This is a genomic window from Mycobacterium sp. THU-M104 (assembly GCF_049197365.1).
GTDB lineage: Bacteria > Actinomycetota > Actinomycetes > Mycobacteriales > Mycobacteriaceae > Mycobacterium.
On the sequence record NZ_JBMIOP010000206.1, the window covers coordinates 12,607 to 34,288 of the forward strand.

Annotated in this window: 21 protein-coding genes and 4 pseudogenes; 14 read left to right on the plus strand and 11 right to left on the minus strand. The window is 69.7% G+C overall.

Annotated features, from left to right (window positions below; translation table 11 throughout):
- Positions 1–59: 59 nt before the first annotated feature.
- Positions 60–1,271 (plus strand): methionine adenosyltransferase, encoded by a 1,212-nt coding sequence (gene metK / locus ACOJVU_RS16165; RefSeq protein WP_421530692.1) that lies wholly within the window; start codon positions 60–62, stop codon positions 1,269–1,271.
- A 55-nt stretch (positions 1,272–1,326) separates the two neighbouring features.
- Here metK and ACOJVU_RS16170 read toward each other — a convergent pair.
- From ACOJVU_RS16170 to ACOJVU_RS16185, 4 genes and pseudogenes are all read right to left on the minus strand, one after another.
- Positions 1,327–1,650: pseudogene (locus ACOJVU_RS16170) on the minus strand (pyridoxamine 5'-phosphate oxidase family protein); the annotation flags it as partial.
- Between the two features lie 16 nt (positions 1,651–1,666).
- Positions 1,667–1,906 (minus strand): annotated as a pseudogene (locus tag ACOJVU_RS16175) (NAD(P)/FAD-dependent oxidoreductase); the annotation flags it as partial.
- A gap of 59 nt (positions 1,907–1,965) precedes the next feature.
- Positions 1,966–2,958 carry an alpha/beta hydrolase gene (locus ACOJVU_RS16180; RefSeq protein ID WP_421530693.1) on the minus strand — a complete coding sequence of 331 codons (993 nt, stop codon included), beginning with the start codon at positions 2,956–2,958 and terminating at the stop codon, positions 1,966–1,968.
- Between the two features lie 43 nt (positions 2,959–3,001).
- On the minus strand, positions 3,002–3,964 hold the full coding sequence (locus ACOJVU_RS16185; RefSeq protein WP_421530694.1) for an alpha/beta hydrolase: 963 nt from the start codon (positions 3,962–3,964) through the stop codon (positions 3,002–3,004).
- Here ACOJVU_RS16185 and ACOJVU_RS16190 point away from each other — a divergent pair.
- From ACOJVU_RS16190 to ACOJVU_RS16200, 3 genes are all read left to right on the plus strand, one after another.
- Entirely contained in the window at positions 3,963–4,730 is a 768-nt protein-coding gene (locus ACOJVU_RS16190; protein ID WP_421530695.1) for a lysoplasmalogenase, read from the plus strand. The two genes, ACOJVU_RS16185 and ACOJVU_RS16190, sit on opposite strands and share 2 nt — an antisense overlap.
- A gap of 45 nt (positions 4,731–4,775) precedes the next feature.
- On the plus strand, positions 4,776–6,797 hold the full coding sequence (locus ACOJVU_RS16195) for a primosomal protein N' (protein WP_421530711.1): 2,022 nt from the start codon (positions 4,776–4,778) through the stop codon (positions 6,795–6,797).
- 141 nt (positions 6,798–6,938) lie between these two features.
- Positions 6,939–7,427 (plus strand): MarR family winged helix-turn-helix transcriptional regulator, encoded by a 489-nt coding sequence (locus ACOJVU_RS16200; RefSeq protein WP_421530696.1) that lies wholly within the window; start codon positions 6,939–6,941, stop codon positions 7,425–7,427.
- Here the strand turns inward: ACOJVU_RS16200 and ACOJVU_RS16205 are convergent.
- Positions 7,343–7,711, minus strand: a pseudogene (locus ACOJVU_RS16205) (hypothetical protein); the annotation flags it as partial. The gene ACOJVU_RS16200 and the pseudogene ACOJVU_RS16205 sit on opposite strands and share 85 nt — an antisense overlap.
- 201 nt (positions 7,712–7,912) lie before the next feature.
- Between ACOJVU_RS16205 and fmt the strand changes: the two are divergent.
- The 4 genes from fmt to ribD all read left to right on the plus strand — a co-directional run bounded on the left by fmt (position 7,913) and on the right by ribD (position 12,048).
- Positions 7,913–8,845, plus strand: coding sequence for a methionyl-tRNA formyltransferase (gene fmt / locus ACOJVU_RS16210; protein WP_421530697.1), 933 nt, complete (start codon positions 7,913–7,915; stop codon positions 8,843–8,845).
- The gene (locus ACOJVU_RS16215) at positions 8,842–10,230 is read left to right on the plus strand and encodes an RsmB/NOP family class I SAM-dependent RNA methyltransferase (protein WP_421530698.1); all 1,389 of its coding nucleotides are present in this window, start codon (positions 8,842–8,844) and stop codon (positions 10,228–10,230) included. Before fmt ends, ACOJVU_RS16215 begins: the two co-directional genes overlap by 4 nt.
- Before the next feature lie 85 nt (positions 10,231–10,315).
- Entirely contained in the window at positions 10,316–11,026 is a 711-nt protein-coding gene (gene rpe, locus ACOJVU_RS16220; RefSeq protein WP_421530699.1) for a ribulose-phosphate 3-epimerase, read from the plus strand.
- Positions 11,023–12,048 carry a bifunctional diaminohydroxyphosphoribosylaminopyrimidine deaminase/5-amino-6-(5-phosphoribosylamino)uracil reductase RibD gene (ribD, locus tag ACOJVU_RS16225; protein ID WP_421530700.1) on the plus strand — a complete coding sequence of 342 codons (1,026 nt, stop codon included), beginning with the start codon at positions 11,023–11,025 and terminating at the stop codon, positions 12,046–12,048. The genes rpe and ribD overlap by 4 nt, the downstream gene beginning before the upstream one ends.
- A gap of 5 nt (positions 12,049–12,053) precedes the next feature.
- Here the strand turns inward: ribD and ACOJVU_RS16230 are convergent, their stop codons facing one another.
- Complete coding sequence (locus ACOJVU_RS16230) at positions 12,054–13,610, minus strand: MFS transporter (RefSeq protein WP_421530701.1); 1,557 nt, start codon at positions 13,608–13,610, stop codon at positions 12,054–12,056.
- The gene (locus ACOJVU_RS16235; protein WP_421530702.1) at positions 13,607–14,311 is read right to left on the minus strand and encodes an LppX_LprAFG lipoprotein; all 705 of its coding nucleotides are present in this window, start codon (positions 14,309–14,311) and stop codon (positions 13,607–13,609) included. Before ACOJVU_RS16235 ends, ACOJVU_RS16230 begins: the two co-directional genes overlap by 4 nt.
- Positions 14,312–14,395: 84 nt before the next feature.
- Here ACOJVU_RS16235 and ACOJVU_RS16240 point away from each other — a divergent pair, with 84 nt between their 5' ends.
- The 4 genes from ACOJVU_RS16240 (at position 14,396) to ACOJVU_RS16255 (ending at position 17,333) form a co-directional block, all read left to right on the plus strand.
- Complete coding sequence (locus tag ACOJVU_RS16240; protein WP_421530703.1) at positions 14,396–15,010, plus strand: riboflavin synthase; 615 nt, start codon at positions 14,396–14,398, stop codon at positions 15,008–15,010.
- Positions 15,011–15,104: 94 nt separating this feature from the next.
- On the plus strand, positions 15,105–16,385 hold the full coding sequence (locus ACOJVU_RS16245) for a bifunctional 3,4-dihydroxy-2-butanone-4-phosphate synthase/GTP cyclohydrolase II (protein WP_421530704.1): 1,281 nt from the start codon (positions 15,105–15,107) through the stop codon (positions 16,383–16,385).
- A gap of 7 nt (positions 16,386–16,392) precedes the next feature.
- The gene (gene ribH, locus ACOJVU_RS16250; RefSeq protein WP_421530705.1) at positions 16,393–16,875 is read left to right on the plus strand and encodes a 6,7-dimethyl-8-ribityllumazine synthase; all 483 of its coding nucleotides are present in this window, start codon (positions 16,393–16,395) and stop codon (positions 16,873–16,875) included.
- Positions 16,872–17,333: a PH domain-containing protein gene (locus tag ACOJVU_RS16255; protein WP_421530706.1), complete on the plus strand. Its 462-nt coding sequence runs from the start codon at positions 16,872–16,874 to the stop codon at positions 17,331–17,333. Before ribH ends, ACOJVU_RS16255 begins: the two co-directional genes overlap by 4 nt.
- A gap of 13 nt (positions 17,334–17,346) precedes the next feature.
- Here the strand turns inward: ACOJVU_RS16255 and ACOJVU_RS16260 are convergent, their stop codons facing one another.
- Together ACOJVU_RS16260 and ACOJVU_RS16265 are read right to left on the minus strand one after the other, a co-directional pair.
- A complete protein-coding gene (locus ACOJVU_RS16260; RefSeq protein WP_421530712.1) occupies positions 17,347–18,777 on the minus strand; it encodes a PPE family protein in 1,431 nt (476 codons plus the stop codon).
- Between the two features lie 140 nt (positions 18,778–18,917).
- The gene (locus ACOJVU_RS16265; protein ID WP_421530707.1) at positions 18,918–20,135 is read right to left on the minus strand and encodes a cupin domain-containing protein; all 1,218 of its coding nucleotides are present in this window, start codon (positions 20,133–20,135) and stop codon (positions 18,918–18,920) included.
- A 12-nt stretch (positions 20,136–20,147) separates the two neighbouring features.
- Here ACOJVU_RS16265 and ACOJVU_RS16270 point away from each other — a divergent pair, with 12 nt between their 5' ends.
- The gene (locus tag ACOJVU_RS16270) at positions 20,148–20,471 is read left to right on the plus strand and encodes a DUF222 domain-containing protein (RefSeq protein WP_421530708.1); all 324 of its coding nucleotides are present in this window, start codon (positions 20,148–20,150) and stop codon (positions 20,469–20,471) included.
- 397 nt (positions 20,472–20,868) lie between these two features.
- Here ACOJVU_RS16270 and ACOJVU_RS16275 read toward each other — a convergent pair whose 3' ends face one another.
- Positions 20,869–21,156, minus strand: a complete 288-nt coding sequence (locus ACOJVU_RS16275; protein WP_421530709.1) for a hypothetical protein — start codon at positions 21,154–21,156, stop codon at positions 20,869–20,871.
- Complete coding sequence (locus ACOJVU_RS16280) at positions 21,153–21,434, minus strand: hypothetical protein (RefSeq protein WP_421530710.1); 282 nt, start codon at positions 21,432–21,434, stop codon at positions 21,153–21,155. Before ACOJVU_RS16280 ends, ACOJVU_RS16275 begins: the two co-directional genes overlap by 4 nt.
- A gap of 54 nt (positions 21,435–21,488) precedes the next feature.
- On the opposite strand from ACOJVU_RS16280, the pseudogene ACOJVU_RS16285 reads away from it, so the two are divergent.
- Positions 21,489–21,569, plus strand: a pseudogene (locus ACOJVU_RS16285) (type II toxin-antitoxin system Phd/YefM family antitoxin); the annotation flags it as partial.
- Positions 21,570–21,682 lie beyond the last annotated feature (113 nt).

Sequence of the window (21,682 nt, forward strand, 5' to 3'; positions counted from 1 at the left end):
GCGGCAGGGGCCGGACGATATAGTTCGACTGACTAATTAATGGGAAGGGATTGACAACAGTGAGTGAAAAGGGTCGGTTGTTTACCAGTGAGTCGGTGACCGAGGGGCATCCGGACAAGATCTGCGATGCGATCAGTGACTCGGTCCTCGACTCGCTGCTTGCCGCAGACCCCCGCTCACGCGTGGCCGTCGAGACGCTGGTGACCACCGGCCAGGTGCACGTGGTAGGCGAGGTGACGACGACGGCCAAGGAGGCGTTCGCCGACATCACCAACACCGTCCGCGAGCGGATCCTGGAGATCGGCTACGACTCATCCGACAAGGGCTTCGACGGTCTCACCTGCGGGGTCAACATCGGGATCGGTGCGCAGTCACCTGACATCGCCCAGGGGGTCGACACGGCCCACGAGGCGCGCGTGGAGGGTGCTGCGGACCCGTTGGACGCCCAGGGTGCCGGTGACCAGGGCCTGATGTTCGGCTACGCGATCAACGAGACCCCGGAGATGATGCCGCTGCCGATCGCGCTGGCGCACCGGCTGTCGCGGCGGCTGACCGAGGTCCGCAAGAGCGGTGTGTTGCCCTACCTGCGGCCCGACGGCAAGACTCAGGTCACCATCGGCTACGAGGGCAACGTGCCCACCCGCCTGGACACCGTGGTCATGTCCACGCAGCACGCTGCCGACGTCGACCTGGAGAACACCCTGACTCCCGACCTGCGGGACAAGGTGCTCAACACCGTGCTCAACGACCTCGCGCACGACACGCTGGACACGTCGTCGACGCGGCTGCTGATCAACCCGACCGGCAAGTTCGTGCTCGGCGGCCCGATGGGGGACGCGGGGCTCACCGGCCGCAAGATCATCGTCGACACCTATGGCGGCTGGGCCCGCCACGGCGGCGGCGCCTTCTCGGGTAAGGACCCGTCCAAGGTGGACCGGTCGGCGGCGTACGCGATGCGCTGGGTCGCCAAGAACATCGTGGGCGCCGGCCTGGCGGAGCGCGTCGAGGTGCAGGTGGCCTACGCGATCGGCAAGGCCGCGCCGGTCGGCCTGTTTGTCGAGACCTTCGGTTCCGAGACTGTCGACCCGGTCAAGATCGAGAAGGCCATCGGCGAGGTGTTCGACTTACGTCCAGGTGCGATCGTCCGCGACCTGGACCTGCTGCGCCCGATCTACGCGCAGACCGCCGCCTACGGGCACTTCGGCCGTACCGACATCGAATTGCCGTGGGAGCAACTGAACAAGGTCGACGCACTCAAAGCCGCGATCTAGCTTTCAGGCCTGCTCGCGGTGCCTACGGCAGCGGATGGTCGGGGTCCAGCGCGGGCAGGCCGCCGAACTCGGCGTCGTCGGGGCGCATCACCCGCCCGGTTCCGGACAGCCGCAGTATCCGCGACGTGCGGATGAACGAGCAGAACATGAGCGTGATCCGGCCGTTGTCCCGAAGGTGTGCGACGGTCTCCGCGCCGCTGCCGAACAGGTCCAGGTAGGCCACGATGTGGTCGTCGAGCGCCGCGAAGGTGTCTTGATAACCCTTGGGGGACAAGTTGCTTCGTCCTCCCTCGGAGGGCGCGGTGGCGACGGAGAACATGCCCTGGCGGGCGATGAACTCGCGGAGCGACTCGTCGAGGTGGGAAAACTCCTTGGCCACGCGTGAAACCGTAGCCCTAGGCCCTGAACCGGTAGTCGTCGAGCGTGAACCGCCGGCTGCGCCAGTAGGCCTCCACCGTGGTGGCCGGGCGTAGCGGCAGGTCGCCGTTCTTGTCGAAGTAGTAGCTGTTGGCCAGCCGGCAGCTGTCCTGCCAGAGGCCGAACACGTTGAACAGGTCAGGAAAACCCGGGACGCTGACGCCCTCGTAGGCCTGCAAGCGGTGCTCGTCCCAGAACCTGCTCAAGGACCTTCCACCGCCCTGGTAGTCGGGGCTGATACCCATGTGGTCCAGCTTCCGACGCCGGGCGACCGGACTCAAGTCCCGGGCGCGCCGGAGCGCGCGTGCAGCGCCTTGCGCAGGGCCGCCAGCCCGCGGTCGGTGGCCTCGGCGGCGGCGGGGATCACCATCGCGAAGCTGACGTAGCCGTGCACCAGGGTGGGTTCGTTGCTGTGCTCGACGGGAACCCCGGCGGCGGTGAGCAGCTCGGCGTAGCGGGCCCCGTCGTCGCGCAGTGGGTCGTGCTCGGCGGTTCCGATATAGGCCGGCGGCAACCCGGACAGATCGGTCGCGCCGGCCGGGGCGAACGTGACGGGCAGGGCCGCGCGATCGCTGATGTCGAAGTCCGGCAGGTACCAGGTCAGGAAGGCGTCGATGACCTCGAGGTCCAGGACCGGCGCGGTGGCGTTCTCGGTGAACGACGGCAGCGACATGTCGGCGCACACCGTCGGGTACCACAGCAGCTGGAAGGCCAGCGCCGGCCCGCCATTGGCGGCGTTGTCGCGGGCCAGGTGGGCCATCACGGCGGCGAGGTTGGCGCCTGCGGAGTCGCCGGCCACGGCGATGCGGTCCGGGTCGCCGCCGAGTTCGGCGGCGTTGTCGGCGACCCATCGCAACGCGGCCCAGCAGTCGTCGACCCCCGCGGGAAACGGGTGCTCGGGAGCCAGCCGGTAGTCGACCGACACCACGATGGCCTCCGCGCCGACGGCGTGCGCGCGGGCGACGGGGTCGTGGGTGTCCAGGTCGCCGAGGCAGAACCCGCCGCCGTGGTAGAAGACGATGACGGGCAGGGGCTCCTCAGCGCCCGGCGGCCAGTAGATCCGCACCGGAATGCCGGTCAGATCGCCGTAGCCGACCGTGCGCTCCTCGATGCGCAGGTCGGGAAGCATCTCCTGGGGCACCGCGAGCTGTTTCATCCGCGCGCGGGCGGCCTCGACACCGTCGGATGCGCGGAACGTCATCGGGAACGCGTCGAGCAACGACTTGAACGTCGGATCGATGCCGGGTCGGGCGGTCTTCGGCTCTGTCATGGCTTCACGGTACGCATTTGTCGCGATCCCTTTGGCGCCGGGACTACGTGTGCAGCGCCCGGCGCAGTGCGGCCAGCCCACGGTCCAGCCCGGCGGTGGCCGCGGGCACCACGCCGGCGTAACCGAGGTAACCGTGCACCATCGTCTCGGCGTTGTGCACCTCGACGGGAACACCGGCGGCGGCCAGCAATTCGCCGTAGCGGATTCCGTCGTCGCGCAGCGGGTCGTAGCCGGCGACGCCGATGTAGGCGGGCGGCAACCCGGCCAGGTTTCCCGCGCGTCCGGGCGCCATGTCCGGAGGCGGGTTGGACATGTCGACATCGCCTGCATACCAACGGGAGAACGCGGCGACGGCCTTCACGTCGAGGATCGGCGCGGCGGCGTTCTCGGTGAACGACGGCAGCGACGGGTCCCACAGCGTCGAGGGGTACCACAGCAGCTGGAACGCCATCGGCCGGCTATCCCGGTCCCGGCTGCGCTGTGCCATCGCCGCGGCGATCGTGCCGCCCGCCGAATCCCCGGCGACGGCCATCCGCTGCCCGTCGGCGCCGATCTCCGAGCCGCGCTGCGCGACCCACAGCGTTGCGGCCCAAGCGTCTTCGACGGCCGCGGGGTAGGGGTGCTCGGGTGCCAGCCGGTAGTCGACGGACACCACGATCGCGTCGGCGCCGACCGCGTGCCGGCGCGCCGTGCCGTCGTGGGTGTCCAGATCGCCCACGACGAAGCCGCCGCCGTGGAAGAACATGACGACGGGCCGGGCTTCGCCGCCGGCTTCGGCTGTCGGCCAGTAGATCCGGACGGCGATGGGGCCCGCCGGCCCCGGGACGGTCCGGTCCTCGACCCGCAGCTCCGGGTACACCTGCCGGCGCGGCAGGTCGCGGAACCGCTGCCGGGCTGCGTCGACACCCTCCTCGGTTGATAGCCGGAACGGAACCGCATCCAGTACCTTCTGCAAGATGGGGTCGATTGCTGGTCTTTCGTCGGCTGTGTTGTCGAGGCTGGGCATGGAGGTACCGTACGCACCTCGCCTGGTGTCCGGCGGATGGGTGGTAGCGGGCTGGGCCGGCGTTTCTTACGGCGTCTACCTGACGGTGCTCGCATTGCGTTCGCCGCCGGGGACCGAGCTGACCGGCCACTGGATCATGCAGCCGCCGTTCAAGGCGCTGATGGCGTTGCTGCTGACCCTGGCTGCCGTCGCGCATCCCCTCGTGCGGGAGCGGCGATGGCTGATGCCCTCGCTGCTGTTGTCGGCCACCGGCGACTGGCTGCTGGCGATTCCGTGGTGGACACTGTCGTTCGTCGCGGGCCTGACGGCATTCATGTTGGCGCACTTGTGCTTTGTGGGCGCGCTGCTGCCCCTGGCGCGCACTGCGCGGCCGTCGCCGCCGCGCATCGCCATCGCCGTTCTGGTCTGCTTGTTGACGCTGGTGCTGCTGGGGTGGTTCTGGCCCCGGCTGAGCCGCGACGATCTCACGCTCCCGGTGACGGTCTACATCGGCGTCCTGACCGCGATGGTGTGCACGGCTCAGTTTGCGCGGCTGCCCACGATCTGGGCTGCGGTGGGGGCGCTGTGTTTTGCGGCCTCCGATTCGATGTTCGGCATCGGCCGTTTCGTGCTGCACAACGACGCTTTGGCGGTGCCGATCTGGTGGTTGTACGCCGCGGCGCAGATCTTGCTCACCGCCGGTTTCTTCTTCGGTCGCGAGGAGGTTGCCGACTCGTGGGGCGGCGACGCAGAGGCCGTCGATTGGCCGGCTGAACAACCTGATTAGCCACGCTTCTCAGGGATTGAGCGGCCGGTGACCCCGAGTGTGCGCATGCCGGTGCAGGTGGAGCCGATCGCCCGGGTGCTGCCGATGTTGTCGGTGCCGCATCTGGATCGCGAGTTCGACTATCTGGTCTCGGCCGAGCAGTCCGACGATGCCCAGCCCGGGGTGCGGGTGCGGGTGCGGTTCCACGGGCGGTTGGTCGACGGGTTCGTGCTGGAACGCCGCAACGACAGCGATCACGCGGGCAAGCTCGGCTGGCTGGATCGGGTGGTGTCGGCCGAACCGGTGCTCACCCCTGAGATCCGCCGTCTGGTCGACGCAGTGGCCGCCCGCTACGCGGGGACCCGGCCGGACGTGTTGCGGCTGGCGGTGCCTGCGCGCCACGCCCGGGTGGAACGGGAAGTTCGCAAAATCGAGGCCGTCCCCGCCGCGCCGGCGCGCCTGCCGGCGCCGGTCGACCCGTCGGGCTGGGACGCCTACGGTCGCGGCGGGCAGTTCCTGGGTGCCCTGGCCCAGGCGCGTGCCGCCCGCGCGGTCTGGCAGGCGCTCCCGGGGGAGGCGTGGGCGGACCGATTCGCCGAGGCCGCCGCGCAGGCCGTCCGCGTGGGCCGGGCGGTGCTGGCGATAGTTCCCGACCAGCGGGACCTCGACGCGCTGTGGGCGGCCGCGACGGCGCTGATCGACGAGGGCAGCGTGGTCGCACTGTCGGCGGGCCTGGGACCGGCCGCCCGGTACCGGCGGTGGTTGGCGGCGTTGCGTGGCACCGCGCGGCTGGTGATCGGTACCCGCAGCGCCGTGTTTGCGCCGCTGAGCGACCTGGGTCTGGTCATGGTGTGGGCCGACTCCGACGACAGCCTGGCCGAGCCGCGGGCGCCGTATCCGCACGCCCGCGAGGTGGCGATGTTGCGGGCGCACCAGGCACGTTGCGCGGCGCTGATCGGCGGCTATGCCCGCACCGCCGAAGCGCACGCGCTGGTGCGCAGCGGCTGGGCACACGACGTGGTGGCAGCGCGTGCGGTGGTACGCGCCCGCACCCCGCGGGTGGTGGCCCTCGACGACAGTGGCTACGAGGACGCGCGCGACCCCGGGGCGCGTACCGCTCGCATCCCATCGGTCGCGCTGCGCGCCGCCCGCGCGTCGCTGCAGTCCGGCGCGCCGGTGTTGGTCCAGGTGCCGCGGCGGGGCTATGTCCCGTCCCTGGCCTGCGGCCGCTGCCGCGCCATTGCCCGGTGCCGGCACTGCACCGGGCCCCTGTCCCTGGCCGAGTCACCGGCAGAGCCACCGCAGCGCAGCGGGTCGACTGCCGTGTGCCGCTGGTGCGGCCGCGCCGAGCCCGCACTGCGGTGCGCCCGCTGCGGCTCGGGGTCGGTGCGCGCGGTCGTGATCGGGGCGCGGCGCACCGCCGAGGAACTCGGCCGTGCCTTCGCGGGAACGCCGGTCATCACTTCGGCCGGCGACGCGATCGTGCCGGAGGTCGATGCTCGACCGGCCCTGGTCGTGGCCACGCCGGGCGCCGAACCCAGGGCACCCGGCGGATATGGGGCGGCGCTGCTGCTGGACACCTGGGCTTTGCTGGGCCGCCAAGATCTGCGTGCCGCCGAGGATGCCCTGTGGCGCTGGATGACCGCGGCCGCGCTGGTGCGCGCCCGCGGCGGCGGCGGTGTGGTGGCGGTGGTTGCCGATTCGTCCATCTCGACGGTGCAGTCGCTGATTCGCTGGGACCCGGTCGGCCATGCCGAGGCCGACCTGACGGCCAGAACCGAAGTCGGGTTGCCGCCCAGCGTGCACATGGCCGCGATCGACGGGCTTCCCGGGGCGGTCGCGGCGTTGCTCGACGAGGCCCGCCTGCCCGAGGGCGCCGACGTGTTCGGCCCGGTGGAGCTGCCGCCTGGTGCGCGGCGCCCCGCGGGTATCGCCGCCGGCATGCCGGTGACCAGGATGCTGGTGCGCGTCCCCCGCGAGCAGGGTCTGCAGCTGGCGGCCAGCCTGCGGCGCGGCATCGCTGTGCTCAGTGCCCGGCAAGCTCACGAGCCGGTGCGAGTCCAGATCGACCCGCTGCACATCGGGTGACCGGAAGGCGACGTCCTGAAGCGATAGTTCGACCGGACAATCCGGACAACAATGTGCCAGGACGAAGTTTGGGGGCTGTTAAAATTCGCTATTTCTTCAGCCGGCGGCGGCTCGTAGGAACAGTCGGAAATGGGTGGCACGATGGCAAAAGACGATGTGAAGACCGCCGACGAGTCACTGGATGTGATCACCGACGCGTTGCTGACGGCTTCCCGGCTGTTGGTTGCCGTATCGGCCCGCTCGATCGGGCGAGTCGACGAGACCATCACCATTGCGCAATTCCGGACCTTGGTGATCCTGGCCAATCGGGGCCCGGTCAACCTGGCCACGCTGGCCGGACTGCTGGGCGTGCAACCGTCGGCGACCGGCCGGATGGTCGACCGCCTCGTCGCAGCGGGGCTGATCGACCGGTTGCCGCACCCGACGTCCCGGCGCGAACTGCTGGCCGCGACGACCACGCGTGGGCGCGAGGTCGTCGCCCGGGTCACCGCCTACCGGCGCGCCGAGATCGCCGCGATCGTGGAAAGGATGCCGCCCCGGGAGCGTCACGGCCTGGTGCGGGCCTTGACGGCGTTCACCGCCGCCGGCGCGGAACTCGACGCCCACCTGGACGTGGACGTGGAGCTGTAGGGAACGGCAGGGCCGCCCGTACCGGCTGCGGCTCCGCGCTTGTCCGCGGTGACCAGCAGGTATTCCCACTGCACGGCACCGTCGGCGAGGTAGCGCTGTGCCAGTTCGACGAGCTGGGCATCGAGGCGTACGCCTCGATCGTCGGCCCATCGGCGTTCCCGCCTCCACAGAGCCGCGGGGAACACGGACGGCGACAGGCGAGGCCGGTACGGCCTGATGGTGGCCGGCATACGGCCGAAGAAGCCTTCGGGGGTCCAGCTGATGACACCGATGTGGACACCAGGGTGTGGCGGTCGGGGATGGTGGTGTCGAGAGTCATCAGACCTCCTGAGAGCGCAAGGAAAAGGCTGCGTATTCGATCTCGTCGTCATCGGCTCCGCGGTGCGGTCAAGCCGGATGACCATCACCGCCAGCAACGGTATGCATGAGAAATAATCTACGTGCGCGAATGAAAGCTGCAGGGTGTCCTTCCCTACACTGTGCCCGTGCGCCTCGTCTTTGCCGGCACCCCCGAACCCGCGCTGCCCGCGCTACGCAGCCTCCTCGACTCGCCCCGGCACGAGGTGGTCGCCGTGCTGTCCAGGCCTGACGCGGCGTCCGGCCGGCGCGGCAGGCTCGAGCCCTCGCCGGTGGCCCGCGAGGCGCTCGACCGGGGCGTCCCGGTGCTGCGGCCCGCGCGGCCCAACTCCGCGGAGTTCGTCGCCGAACTGGCCGAGTTGGCGCCGGACTGTTGCCCAGTGGTGGCCTACGGCGCTCTGTTGGGCGAGGGCCTGCTCGCGGTGCCCGCGCACGGCTGGGTCAACCTGCACTTCTCGCTGCTGCCTGCGTGGCGCGGTGCGGCGCCGGTGCAGGCCGCTGTCGCCGCGGGCGACACCATCACCGGCGCGACCACCTTCCAGATCGAGCCGAGCCTGGATTCCGGGCCGATCTATGGTGTCGTCACCGAGAACATCCAGCCGACCGACACCGCCGGGGACCTGCTCGAGCGCCTCGCCGTTTCGGGTTCGGCGCTGCTGTCCGCGACGCTGGACGGCATCGCCGACGGAACATTGTCGCCGCGGCCGCAACCCGCCGAGGGGATCAGCCTGGCACCGAAGATCACCGTCGAACAGGCCCGGGTGCGCTGGGATCTGCCGGCGCCGGTGGTGGAACGGCGCGTCCGTGCCGTCACGCCCAGCCCGGGCGCCTGGACGCTGATCGGCGACCTGCGCATCAAACTCGGACCGGTACGCCTCGCCGGTGATGCGCCCAAGCCGTTGTCTCCGGGCACCGTTCACGTCGAACGCACCAGCGTTTGGATCGGTACCGGCACCGACCCGGTGCGGCTCGGCCGGATCCAGCCGCCCGGTAAGAAACCCATGGACGCGGTCGACTGGGCGCGGGGAGCGCGGCTCGACCCCGCCGCGCGCGCCTCATGAGCCCGGTACCGCCCTCGGCGCGTCGCCGGCAACGCCGCCGGCCGCTGGACCCGGCGCGTGCCGCCGCGTTCGAGGTGTTGCGCGCGGTGAGCCAGCGCGATGCGTACGCGAACCTGGCCCTGCCCGCGCTGCTGCGGGAACGCGGGATCACCGGGCGCGACGCCGCGTTCGCCACCGAGCTGACCTACGGCACCTGCCGGACCCGGGGCCTGCTCGACGCGATCATCGGCGCGGCGGCCGGGCGTTCGCCGGACGTGATCGATCCCGTGCTGCTCGACCTGCTGCGCCTCGGCGCCTATCAGCTGTTGCGCACCCGGGTCGATGCGCACGCCGCGGTGTCCACCACCGTCGAGCAGGCCGGCATCGAGTTCGATTCCGCGCGAGCGGGGTTCGTCAACGCCGTGCTGCGCACCATCTCGGGCCGCGACGAGAAGTCCTGGACCGACGAGCTGGCTCCGGACCCGGCCAAGGATCCGGTGGGGCATGCCGCGTTCGTGCACGCCCACCCCCGCTGGATCGCGCAGGCCTTCGCTGATGCGCTGGGCGCGGCCGCCGGGGAACTCGACGCGGTGCTGGCCAGCGACGACGAACGGCCCCAGGTGCACCTGGCGGCGCGCCCCGGGGCGCTGACCGCCGAGGAGTTGGCCGAGGCGGTGGGGGGCACCGTCGGTCGGTACTCGCCGTACGGGGTGTACCTGCCGGGCGGGGATCCCGGCGGGCTGGCGCCGGTGCGCGACGGCGCCGCGCTGGTCCAGGACGAGGGCAGCCAGTTGGTGGCGCGCGCGCTGGCGCTGGCGCCGGTTCCCGGCGACACCGGGCGTTGGTTGGACCTGTGCGCGGGGCCGGGCGGCAAGACGGCGCTGCTGGCGGCGTTGGGTGCCGATCAGGCCGGGGCCCGCGTGACGGCGGTGGAGCCGTCGCCGCGGCGCGCCGACCTGGTCGCCGAGAACACCCGCGGCCTCCCGGTGGACGTGGTGCGGGCCGACGGACGGGAGAGCGGGCTGGAGCCGGGCTTCGATCGGGTGCTCGTCGACGTGCCGTGCACCGGGCTGGGCGCCCTGCGGCGCCGCCCGGAGGCGCGGTGGCGGCGGCAGCCGGCCGACGTGCCGGTCCTGGTCAAGCTGCAGCGCGAGCTGCTGGTCGCCGCGATCGCGCTGACCCGCCCCGGCGGTGTGGTCCTGTACGCGACGTGTTCGCCGCACCTGGCCGAGACGGTGGGCGTGGTCGCCGACGCCCTGCGCCGTCATCCGGTGAGCGCCGTGGACGCCCGGCCGTTGTTCGAGCCCGTCACCGGGCTGGGGGACGGCCCCCATGTGCAGCTCTGGCCGCACCGGCACGGCACCGACGCGATGTTCGCGGCCGTGCTGCGCCGCGAAGTGGGGTAGCACGGCCGCGACACGGCGATCCGGCCGCGGCCGTGCTGCGCCGCCTGGCGTGAGGCCTGGCCCAAGGCTGCGTAATCTGTCGCTCATGCCTCTCTTGTCCGGGCCACCAGAACGGCCCTTGATCGCGCCGTCGATCCTGGCCGCTGATTTCGCCCGGCTCGCCGACGAGGCCGCCGCCGTGCCCGGCGCCGACTGGTTGCACGTCGACGTGATGGACAACCACTTCGTCCCGAACCTCACGGTCGGCCTGCCCGTGGTGGTAGACCTGCTGGCCGCCGCGACCATCCCCATGGACTGCCATCTGATGATCGAGGATCCCGATCGCTGGGCGCCCCCGTACGCCGAAGCCGGGGCGCACAACGTCACGTTCCACGCCGAGGCCACCGATAATCCGGTCGGGGTGGCGCGCGACATCCGCGCCGCCGGCGCCAAGGCGGGCATCAGCGTGAAGCCGAAAACCCCGCTTGATCCCTATGTGGAAATCCTTCCGCACTTCGACACCCTGCTCATCATGTCGGTGGAGCCGGGTTTCGGCGGCCAGCGGTTCATCCCCGAGGTGCTCGGGAAGGTGCGCGCGGTGCGCAAGATGATCGACGCGGGGGAATTGACAATTCTGGTGGAGATCGACGGCGGCATCAACGAGGACACCATCGAGCAGGCCGCCGAGGCCGGCGTCGACTGCTTCGTGGCGGGTTCGGCGGTGTACGGCGCGGACGAGCCGCAGGCCGCGCTGGAGGCGCTGCGCCGGCGGGCCGGCGCGGCGTCCCCGCATCTGCGCGCGGTGAAGAGATCATGAGCGGCGAACAGGTCAAGAGCATCGACGAGGCCATGCGCATGGCCATCGAGCAGTCCTACCTCGTCAAGGGCAGCACCTACCCGAACCCGCCGGTCGGGGCCGTGATCGTCGACCGCGAGGGCCGAGTCGTCGGCGTCGGTGCGACCGAGCCGGCGGGTGGCGACCATGCCGAGGTGGTGGCGTTGCGCCGGGCCGGCGGACTGGCGTCCGGCGGCATCGCGGTGGTGACGCTCGAGCCGTGCAACCACTTCGGGAAGACCCCGCCGTGCGTGAACGCCCTCGTCGAGGCGCGAGTGAGCGCGGTGGTGTACGCCGTCACCGATCCCAACGGGATCGCGGGCGGCGGCGCGGGCCGGCTGCAGGCGGCCGGCGTGCAGGTGCAAGCCGGCGTACTGGCCGACCAGGTGGCGGGCGGCCCACTGCGGGAATGGCTCTACAAGCAGCGGACCGGGTTGCCGCACGTGACGTGGAAATACGCCAGCAGCATCGACGGGCGCAGCGCCGCCGCCGACGGGACGAGCCAGTGGATCTCCAGCGACGCCTCGCGGCTGGACCTGCATCGCCGCCGCGCCACCGCCGACGCGATCGTCGTCGGAACCGGCACGGTGCTGGCCGACGACCCCGCGTTGACGGCCCGGGGCGCCGACGGCCTGCTGGCGCCGCGACAACCGCTTCGGGTGGTGGTGGGCATGCGCGACCTGCCGTCGGAGGCCAAAGTGCTCAACGGCGACTCACGCACGATGCTGATTCGCACCCACGATCCGAAGGAAGTGCTCAAGGCGGTCTCGGACCGCACCGACGTGCTGCTGGAGGGTGGCCCGACGCTGGCCGGCGCGTTCCTGCGGGCCGGGCTGGTCAACCGGATCCTCGCCTACCTGGCACCGATCCTGCTGGGTGGCCCCGTCACAGCGGTCGGCGACGTGGGGGTGCCGACCATTGCGCGGGCGCTGCGCTGGCAGTTCGACGGGATCGACCGGAGCGGACCCGATCTGGTGCTCAGCCTGGTGGCGCGCGGTGACTGACCGGGTCAGCCCTTCACCGGGGCGACGGCCTGCTCTTCGGTGAGTTCGGGTTCGTCGGCCTGCTCGGATCTGCCGCCTACCAGTAAACCCAGCAGCGCGCCCACGACGCAGATGATCGCGGTGACCTTGAAGATGTCGCCGTACATCATCGCGAACGCCTTCAGATACAGGGTGGCCTGCGCGGCAACCCGTTCGAACAGCGTCGCGTCGGGCGGGATCGTGGCCGTCAACCCGGCCACGATCCGGTTGAACCGGTACAGACCCCAGGCGCTCAGCGCCGCGACGCCGATCAGCATGCCCGTCTGCCGGGCGACCACGACGGCTGCCGAGGCGATGCCGTGCTGGGAAGACGGCACCACCCGAAGCGCCGCAGAGGTCAGTGGGCCGATCACCAGGCCGAGCCCCAGCCCGGCCACCAGCAGGTCGGTGTGCAGCACCGGCACGTGGAGCAACCCGAGAATGTGGTGCTGCCGATCCAGCACATCTTGGCGCCAGTAGTGGATCAGCCAGTAGCCGCAGGCGGCGATCATCAGCCCGACGAACGCCATCGCACGGTCGCCGGTCCGGGTGGCGATCCACCCGCCGAGCACCGCCCCGACCGGCAGTGCGATGAGGAACCACAAAAGCAGGCCGGCCGCGCGCGCCTGGTCCATTTGCAACACCCCCTGGCCGAACAGCTCCACGTTCACCAGGGTCACCATCAAGGCTGCGCCCGCGGCCACCCAGGTGCCCAGCGCGGCCAGGAAGGGCCGGAAATGCACGCCCTCCGGTTCGATCAGCCGGGTCCGGGAGAAGCGCTCCCAGAGCAGGAAAAGCACCGCGACCACGAGTGCCGCGAGCACCAGCGGCGGCCCGTAGGGGGGCAGTATTTCTTTGCCGTCGGGTTGAGGGTTGTACAGGCCGATGATCGCGAGGCCGAGTGTGACGGCGAGCAGAACCCCGCCGACCAGGTCAATCTTTTCGGGATTCTGCACGCGCTGGTGTCGTGGCAGGCTGAATTGGATCATCACCATGGCGATCAAGGTGAGCGGAACATTGATCCAGAAGACATCGCGCCAGTCGTGGAACAGCCAGACGATAAAGATCCCGTAGAGCGGCCCCAGCACGCTGCCGAGTTCCTGGGCGGCGCCGATGCCGCCGAGCACGCCGGCGCGGTTGCGCTGCGCCCACAGGTCGGCTCCCAGCGCCAGCGTGACGGGCAGCAGCGCGCCGCTGGCCACACCCTGGATGGTGCGGCCGCCGATCAGCATGTGGAAGTCGCCGAAATGTCCGGCCAGCGCGGTGACAACCGAGCCGACGATGAACAGGACCAGGCTGATCTGCAGCACCAGCTTGCGGCCGAACCGGTCGGAAGCCCGGCCCAGCAGCGGCATGGCAGCGATGTAGCCCAACAGGTACATCGTGATGATCCAGGTGATTCGCTGGAGCTGGTTGATGGGGATGCCGACGTCGCGCATGATGTCGCGCATGATGGTGATCACGACATAGGCGTCCAGGGCGCCCAGCAGCACCGCCAGGCTGCCCGCGCCGATCGCGACCCGGCGCCCGGCGGCCGTGCTCACGAGCTCACCGGGGGCTTGCTGACCTGAACCGTCTCGCCCCACTTCGACAGCGTCATCTGAACCGCGTTGCCCGCGCTCTTCTGCAGGCTGGCCCGCACCAGTTCGTGTTCGCCGTTCTCCTGGATCCAGACCGTCGCCGGGACCGGACCCGACGCACCGAAGGGCGGCGCGATCTTGTTGACCGCGTCGGCGGTGACGTTTCCGCTGATACGGATCGTGGTCTGCCCGTCGATGGTGTCGCGGCCCTCGGCCTTGGCGTCGCTGAAGTTCGACAGCGCGTTGGCCAGGCCGGACTCGGGACTGAGGATCACCGAGACGTCGTAGATATCGGAGGCTTTGCCGAAGTCGCTCCATTTGTTGGGCGTGAGCGTGGCGTACAAGTTCCCGTCGACGACGATGAAGTCGGCGTTGATGTCCGAGCCGGCGAGGGTGAGGGTGGTGTTGCCGCTCGCGGCGGTGGCCGGCGACGTGGTGAGGTCACCGGTGAGGTTCTTGATCGGCATCCCCGGGATCTTGCCGGTCACCGTCAGCACCAGGTGGGCGCTCTTGACGTCCCTGGTGGTCTGGGTGGACTGCTTGATCAGGGTGTTCGCATCCGGCAGTGGCCCGCCGCTGGGTTTGGATCCCGACGAACAGCCGACGATCAGGGCGGCGGCGATGCTGAGCGATGCCAGGGCGGCCAACAGGCGGCGGGTCTGCATACCCTGCATCGTAGAGGGTGACCGCGGCGCGATCGGTGCACCAGTGGGGTGTGGTTCGCCGCTCCAAGTCACTAACCTGGGGCGATGTTCACCGGAATTGTCGAGGAACTCGGGGAGGTGACCGGCCGGGACGTCCTCACCGACGCCGCGCGCCTGACCATCCGCGGACCTTTGGTCACCGCCGACGCCGGGCACGGCGACTCGATCGCCGTCAACGGCGTGTGCCTCACAGTCGTCGAGCTGACCGGCGACGGCCGGTTCACCGCCGACGTGATGGCCGAAACCCTGAACCGCTCCAACCTCGGCGAACTCGAGCTGGGCAGCTGCGTGAACCTGGAACGGGCTGCGGCCCTGAACAGCCGGCTCAGCGGTCACATCGTCCAGGGGCATGTCGACGGCACCGGGCAGGTGGTGGCGCGCATGCCCTCCGAGCACTGGGAGGTGGTCCGGATCGCGCTGCCCGAGGCGGTGGCCCGCTACGTGGTGGAGAAGGGGTCGATCACCGTCGACGGCATCTCCCTGACGGTGTCGGGGGTGGGCGCGCAGCCGCACGACTGGTTCGAGGTGTCGCTGATCCCCACGACCCGTGACATGACGACGCTGGGCCGCGCGCCGGTGGGAGCGCGGGTCAACCTCGAGGCCGACGTCATCGCCAAATACGTCGAACGGTTGATGTCCACTCAGGGGCGGACCCGCTGATCAAACGGCCGCAATAACGACGCCCGTGCCGTGGTTCATACTGAGTGCAAGATCTGAGTTCCCCGCGGGCCTCACGGACAGCAAGGTAGCAGCGATGACGAAGTTGGACTCCGTCGAAAGGGCGGTTGCCGACATTGCGGCCGGTAAGGCCGTCGTCGTCATCGACGACGAGGACCGCGAGAACGAGGGCGACCTGATCTTCGCCGCCGAGAAGGCGACGCCGGAGATGGTGGCGTTCATGGTCCGCTACACCTCGGGATACCTGTGCGTTCCGTTGGACGGCGCGATCTGCGACCGGCTCGGCCTGCTGCCGATGTACGCGGTGAACCAGGACAAGCACGGGACGGCCTACACTGTCACCGTTGACGCCAAACTCGGTGTAGGGACCGGTATTTCGGCGTCGGATCGGGCGACCACCATGCGATTGCTGGCCGACCCGGACAGCGCCGCCACCGACTTCACCCGCCCGGGGCACGTTGTCCCGTTGCGCGCCAAGGACGGTGGTGTGTTGCGTCGGCCCGGTCACACGGAGGCCGCCGTCGACCTCGCCCGGATGGCCGGCCTGCGGCCCGCCGGCGCGATCTGCGAGATCGTCAGCCAGAAGGACGAGGGCGCAATGGCCCAGACCGACGAGCTGCGGGTCTTCGCCGACGAACACGGCCTCGCGCTGATCACGATCGCCGACTTGATCGAGTGGCGGCGCAAGCACGAGAAGCACGTCGAGCGCATTGCCGAGGCCCGGATCCCGACCCGGCACGGCGACTTTCGCGCGATCGGCTACCGCAGCATCTATGAAGACGTCGAACACGTGGCGTTGGTCCGCGGCGAGATCGCCGGTCCCAACACCGACGGCGACGACGTACTGGTCCGCGTGCACTCCGAATGCCTGACCGGCGACGTGTTCGGCTCGCGCCGTTGCGATTGCGGCCCGCAGCTCGACGCCGCGATGGCCATGGTCGCTCGGGAGGGCCGGGGCGTGGTGCTCTACATGCGGGGCCACGAGGGTCGCGGGATCGGCTTGATGCACAAGCTGCAGGCCTACCAGCTGCAGGATGCCGGGGAAGACACCGTGGACGCCAATCTGAAGCTCGGGTTGCCGGCGGATGCAAGGGATTACGGCATCGGCGCGCAGATCCTCGTCGACCTCGGCGTGCGTTCGATGCGGCTGCTGACCAACAACCCCGCCAAACGGGTCGGCCTGGACGGGTACGGGTTGCACATCATCGAGCGGGTTCCACTTCCGGTTCGGGCCAACGCCGAGAACATCCGCTATTTGATGACCAAGCGTGACCGGATGGGACACGACCTGGCCGACCTCGACGACTACTTTCACGAATCCGCGCATTTGCCGGGTGAATTCGGTGGTGCTTTGTGAGCCGCTTGTGAGTCCCGCAGCCGGGGTGCCGGAGGTGCCGTCGCTGGACGCGTCGGGGCTGCGGCTGGCGATCGTGGCGAGTACCTGGCACAGCACGATCTGCGATGCGCTGCTGGCGGGGGCGCGCAAGGTAGCCGGCGAGTCCGGGATCGCAAGCCCCACGGTCGTCCGCGTGACCGGCGCCATCGAGATCCCGGTGGTCGCCCAGGAACTTGCCCGCAACCACGACGCGGTGATTGCCCTGGGAGTCGTAATTCGAGGTGAGACACCGCATTTCGACTATGTCTGCGATGCGGTGACCCAGGGGCTGACCCGGGTCGCGCTGGACGCGTCGACGCCGATCGCCAACGGGGTGCTGACCACCAACACCGAGGCGCAGGCGCTGGACCGGGCCGGGCTGGCCACGTCGTCGGAGGACAAGGGTGCCCAGGCGACCGCGGCCGCGCTGACCACCGCCCTGACACTGCGTGACCTGCGCGCCCGCCCGTGACCGACGCATCGGGTCACGGCGACTGGGACGTCGTACTGCGCCCGCATCGCACGCTGCCATTCGTCTACGCCGCGGCGTTCCTGATCGCCTCGGCGCACATCGCTGTCGGTCTGCTGCTCAAGATCAGGTCCACCGGGGTGATCTTCCAGACGGCCGACCAGGTTGCGATGGCAACACTCGGCTTGGTCATCGGCGGTGTTGTGTTGCTGTTCGCGCGGCCGCGGCTGCGGGTGGGCGCGGCCGGCGTTTCGGTGCGCAACCTGTTGGGCGACCGGCTGATCCCGTGGCCCGACGTGGTCGACGTGTCGTTTCCGCCGGGCCACCGCTGGGCACGAGTCGACCTGCCCGACGACGAGTACATCCCGGTGATGGCGATCCAGGCCGTCGACAAGGAACGCGCCGTGGCGGCCATGGACACCGTGCGGTCTCTGCTGGCCCGCTATCAACCCGACCGGTGAGGACGGCGCTGAGTCAGTCGGCCGTATCCCAGTTGCTCGGCATCATCGGCATGTCCGGGCCGACGCCCAGAGTATCCGCTGTCAGGGTGGCCGGTCCCGCCGCCTCGGCGGGGCCGGCCCGGTGGGAGGTCCCGGCGAATCCCCCGGCTCCCGCGCCCGAATCCGAGGCCAGGGCCGCGGCGTTGGACTCCAAATCCGGATATTCGTGGCGGAATCCGCGGTCGATCAGTCGTGCCCTCGGCGGCCTGCGTCGCCGCGCCCGTTCAGGCGTGTCCGCGGCCGTTGCCGCCGCGACGGCGCCGGGCTCAGCCGCCCTGGTGACGGCCGCCGCGCGGATCCTCATCGGCGAACCCGCCGCGCCCCCGGGTGGACCGACCACATAGGGGTGGCTGAACGCGTGGACGGTGGGCGGGGGTGGCGGTGGCGGGGGAGCGGCCCCGGGCGTGGGTGCCGGGGCGGGCATGGCTGCGGGTGCCGGTGCCATCGCCGGGGCTGTGACGGGTGCGGCGACGGTCGGGATCACGCCGGCCACCGGAGCCGGAGTCGTGGGGACCTGCGCACCCACCGGGGCGGGGGCGACGGCGGCGGGCGGGGCGAGGGCCGGCTGAGCCAGGCCGGCCAGCCCCGCCAGCCCGGCGTATGCCGGGGTCGGCAGCGCCGCGATACCCAGTCCTTCCACCACCTGTGTCAACTCGTGGAGTTGTGGCGCGAAGAAGTTGGCCACTTCGCCTTCCCAGTGCGGAACTTCGCTGATCAGGAGGGGATCGGTCTCCAGGCGGGTGATCGCCGCGGACGGGTTGGACGGGAACCCCGACAGGTCTTGCCCGATCGCGTCGGCCACCTCTTGGGCCCGGGTCGTCCACCAGCTCAACTGGTTGGGACGTGGTCCGCTGTCCTCGGCCGGGCGCGAGTCGCTCGCGGTGCTTTTCTGTATCTGGGGCGCCGGGACGACCTGCGGGGTCGACGCCACCGCGGCATCGGACACTGCGTGGTAGGTCGTCATGGTGGCGGCGGCCTGGACCCACATCCGCGCATAGTCGGCTTCGTTGAGCGAGATCGGAATCGCATTGATACCGAAGAAATTCGTCGCCGCCAAGACCGCGTGGACGGCGTGGTTGGCGGCCAGCTCGGCCATGGTGGGCATGGCTGCCATGGCGGCGGTGTAGGCCGTGGTCGCGGTCTCATGCTGGTCGGCCGCCGCCGCGCTGTCGGCACTTGCCTGTATCAGCCACGCCAGGTACGGCACGTGGGCGGCGACGTAGGACTCTGCGCTGGGGCCCTGCCAGGCCCCGGCTTGCACGGCCGCCAGCGCAGCGCTGAGTTCCTCGGCCGCCGAGGCGTATTCGGCGCTGAGCGAGTTCCACGCCGCAGCCGCCGCGATCAACGACACCGGTCCCGGGCCGCTGCTCAGCAGCATCGAATGTACTTCCGGCGGGGAGGCCATCCAGATCGGCGTGACCGTCACCAGGCCGATGTTGCCCCCATGCTCGGGAATCCGCAATAACGACTTTTATCGTGCAATCTATCCGTATTTGCGGGAGCAGTTTAGGACTGGATCCAGCGGCTGCGGATTGCTGCCCCGGATCAGTCGTCGGGTTGGCGGACGAGGAATCCGGTCACGATCAACGTCCGCACGAGCTCCGTTTGCTGTGCCGGGGTGAGTCCGGGCAGGTCGCGGACCCGGAACGGCCCGGTGCTGTGGGCCAGGTACCGCAGGGCGGCTTCATGGTCGGTGCCGACGCTGATCAGCAGTTGGGCGAACTGCAGCGCGACGCCGCCGGTACCGGTGACCACCCGTGAGTAGAGCGGTTGGTGCTTGGCCACGAGCGTGTTTCCGCCGATTCCGACGGCGGTCGCGCCCTGTCCGACCGGTGGGCACCGCCCGCGCCGGACGAGAACGTCCTCCATGGCGCCGAGTCCTTCGGGGATGAAGTCCGGGCCCTCGAGGATGTCGCGAACGAGGGCACCCAGGTTCGCACGCACGTCGCCATCGTCGAGATGCCGCGGCGGGAGCCGATCGTGGATGCGGTCGTCACTAAAGCTGAGCACGTGCAACGCATGGGTGATGAGCGTGAGCACGGTCGGCGCGTGGATTCCAACGGTCACATGGACGGAGGTCTGCGAGCCCGTCTCTGCCGCATGGATCTGTCCGCGCGGAAGGTACAGGGTGTCCCCGGCTTCCATGCGCAGGTCGGTCGGCGCCGGGAGGTCGGCCCCGGTGACGACCTTGCGCCGCTGCATCTCGTGCGGCGGCACCGTCGCGTCGCCGTAGAGATGCCAGACCTTGGACCCCTGGACCTGCAGGATCAACACGTCGTGGTGGTCGTAATGCGGAACGAATCCCTGCGATTCGGGTGGCGTGACGTAGCCGTTGACCTGTGTCGGGAAATTCAGCTGCACCTCGATGGCGTGGGCCAGCGACCCGATCGTGCGCACGTACCGTTCGAGGTTGTCCACCACGATCGTGTAACCGGCGGCGTGGCCGTCACGGACGCCGGCGGCGTCCAGGCTGCCGTCGGCGCGCCGGTAGGTGCCGGGGTCCCGGTCCTGCTCGCCCTTGACCAGGCGCAGCACCGACGGCTCCTCCCTCAGGTGTTCGAGGAGTCCGTCGACGAGCGAGGGCCCGGGCAGCAGGCCGTCGAAGTAAGCCGGGCATTCCCGCTTGACGTGGTAGCGCGTGGCTCCCCAGATGTCGTCGAGGAAGGTCTGCACCGGCAGTGGAGAAAGCAACCAGGCTAGCGACGGTTCGACGGTAAACCCTCCGCGAAACTCCGTGACGATGTCGGGCGACGTTGTTTGCATCGTAGTGGACCGGTGACCGTGCTGTGGGTTTCCGTGAAGCGCAGGCCTTGGGTCACGCGGAGCGGACTGGGCGCCGCGGTTGGCCATGTGGTGGAACGGGTTGACCGCGACGCGGGGCGTCGGGCCGTCAAAGCCGGCGGGGATCGCCGAGCCGACGACACCGCGGACGCGTCGGGCATGGTCTGTCAGGAGGGCAGCCTGTTCGCCACGGATGGGCAGGTCTTGGAGCGTTGCCTCGCCGAATTGGCGGCCATTATTTGCCAGGCCGGCCGGTGCACCCGCGAACGCCGGGTTCGTGCGGCGCCGGGATTTGGCGTGCCGGGCGCCCGGTTGTGACCGGTCGGCGATGTGGTGCGATATCGACCGCACCGTTTTCTCCTGCGACACCGGGATGACCCACACGTCGAAGGTGAAAGGGGTTTGCCGGCAGTCCATGGATCGTTTACGCAATTGTGCCAGCATGGGTGCGCTGCCTATAACTGAAAAGTAATGTTGCTCAATGGTAATGAGCTCGATCATGTCAAGATCAGTCGACACGATCGTCGTGGTAACAGCTCTGCCGAAGACGCTCTACGGAAAAAGCCCAAGGCTCCTCGAGCTGAGGTCACGGCCGCCCTCGAAGTAGTCGTCGAGAGAGGATCGGCTCTGCGGGCGTCCAGCGTCGGGGGATCAGCCTTCGCGACTCGGTGAACAGCCGTCCGGTAGATGGCGTGCTCGTCGCGGAGCCTGATGGCTATACGTGACGGGTGTCGTCATCGATTCGTCGGTAAATCAAGCGGAATCGTCGAGGCCGCTGGCTTGGGATATCGAACTTGACCCGTGCACGTCCGGTGAGATCGCCGCTGACGCGCCGCTCACCGAGTAGCTTGCCCTGCACCCGCCCGTGCGCCCGGTCATCGATAATGGCCTGCGCCGCATCCAGTGCAGCCGGGTCGGCCTGATGCACGGCCACGAGGTCGGCCGGAACGTTCAAGGCGAAGGTAAGCCGATACCGGGCAGGCCGCTGTTTTTCTCCGCTCACGCGGAGCGGCCAGCACCAAGCCGGTCGAAGACGTCGTTCACCTCCGCGCGGCTTAATTGGCGTCCATCGTCTCGAGTGATCCGGTCGCGGGCCGGCTCTGCGTCGAGCTCATCCTCGGCGGCATCGAGCAGCTTCTCCCACACCGCCACGGGGACGATGACGCCCTGGGCCCGTCGGCGTGAGCCGAAGTACACCGGCTCGCCCTCGCCGGCGTCGAAACGTTGAGCGATCTTGTGCAGCGCATCTCTCGCCTCACCCGTGGTCACGACGTTCGCCATACCGACGTCGTACGATAATCCGTACGGATTTGTCCCCCGATAGCCTTTCCGCGGTACGCGCTGACCCGCCACAACCGCCGGATAGGCACAATCCTCCCCGCCGTGTCGTCGGCAGCCCTGATTCCCCGGAAGGCAAGCGGACCCGCACGTACCCGCACAATCGCCCGGCATGACCTCACCACGGCATCGACAATCGATGAGCTACTCAACGAAGAAAAAGGCCTGTGGTGACTTACCACTACCTCGAC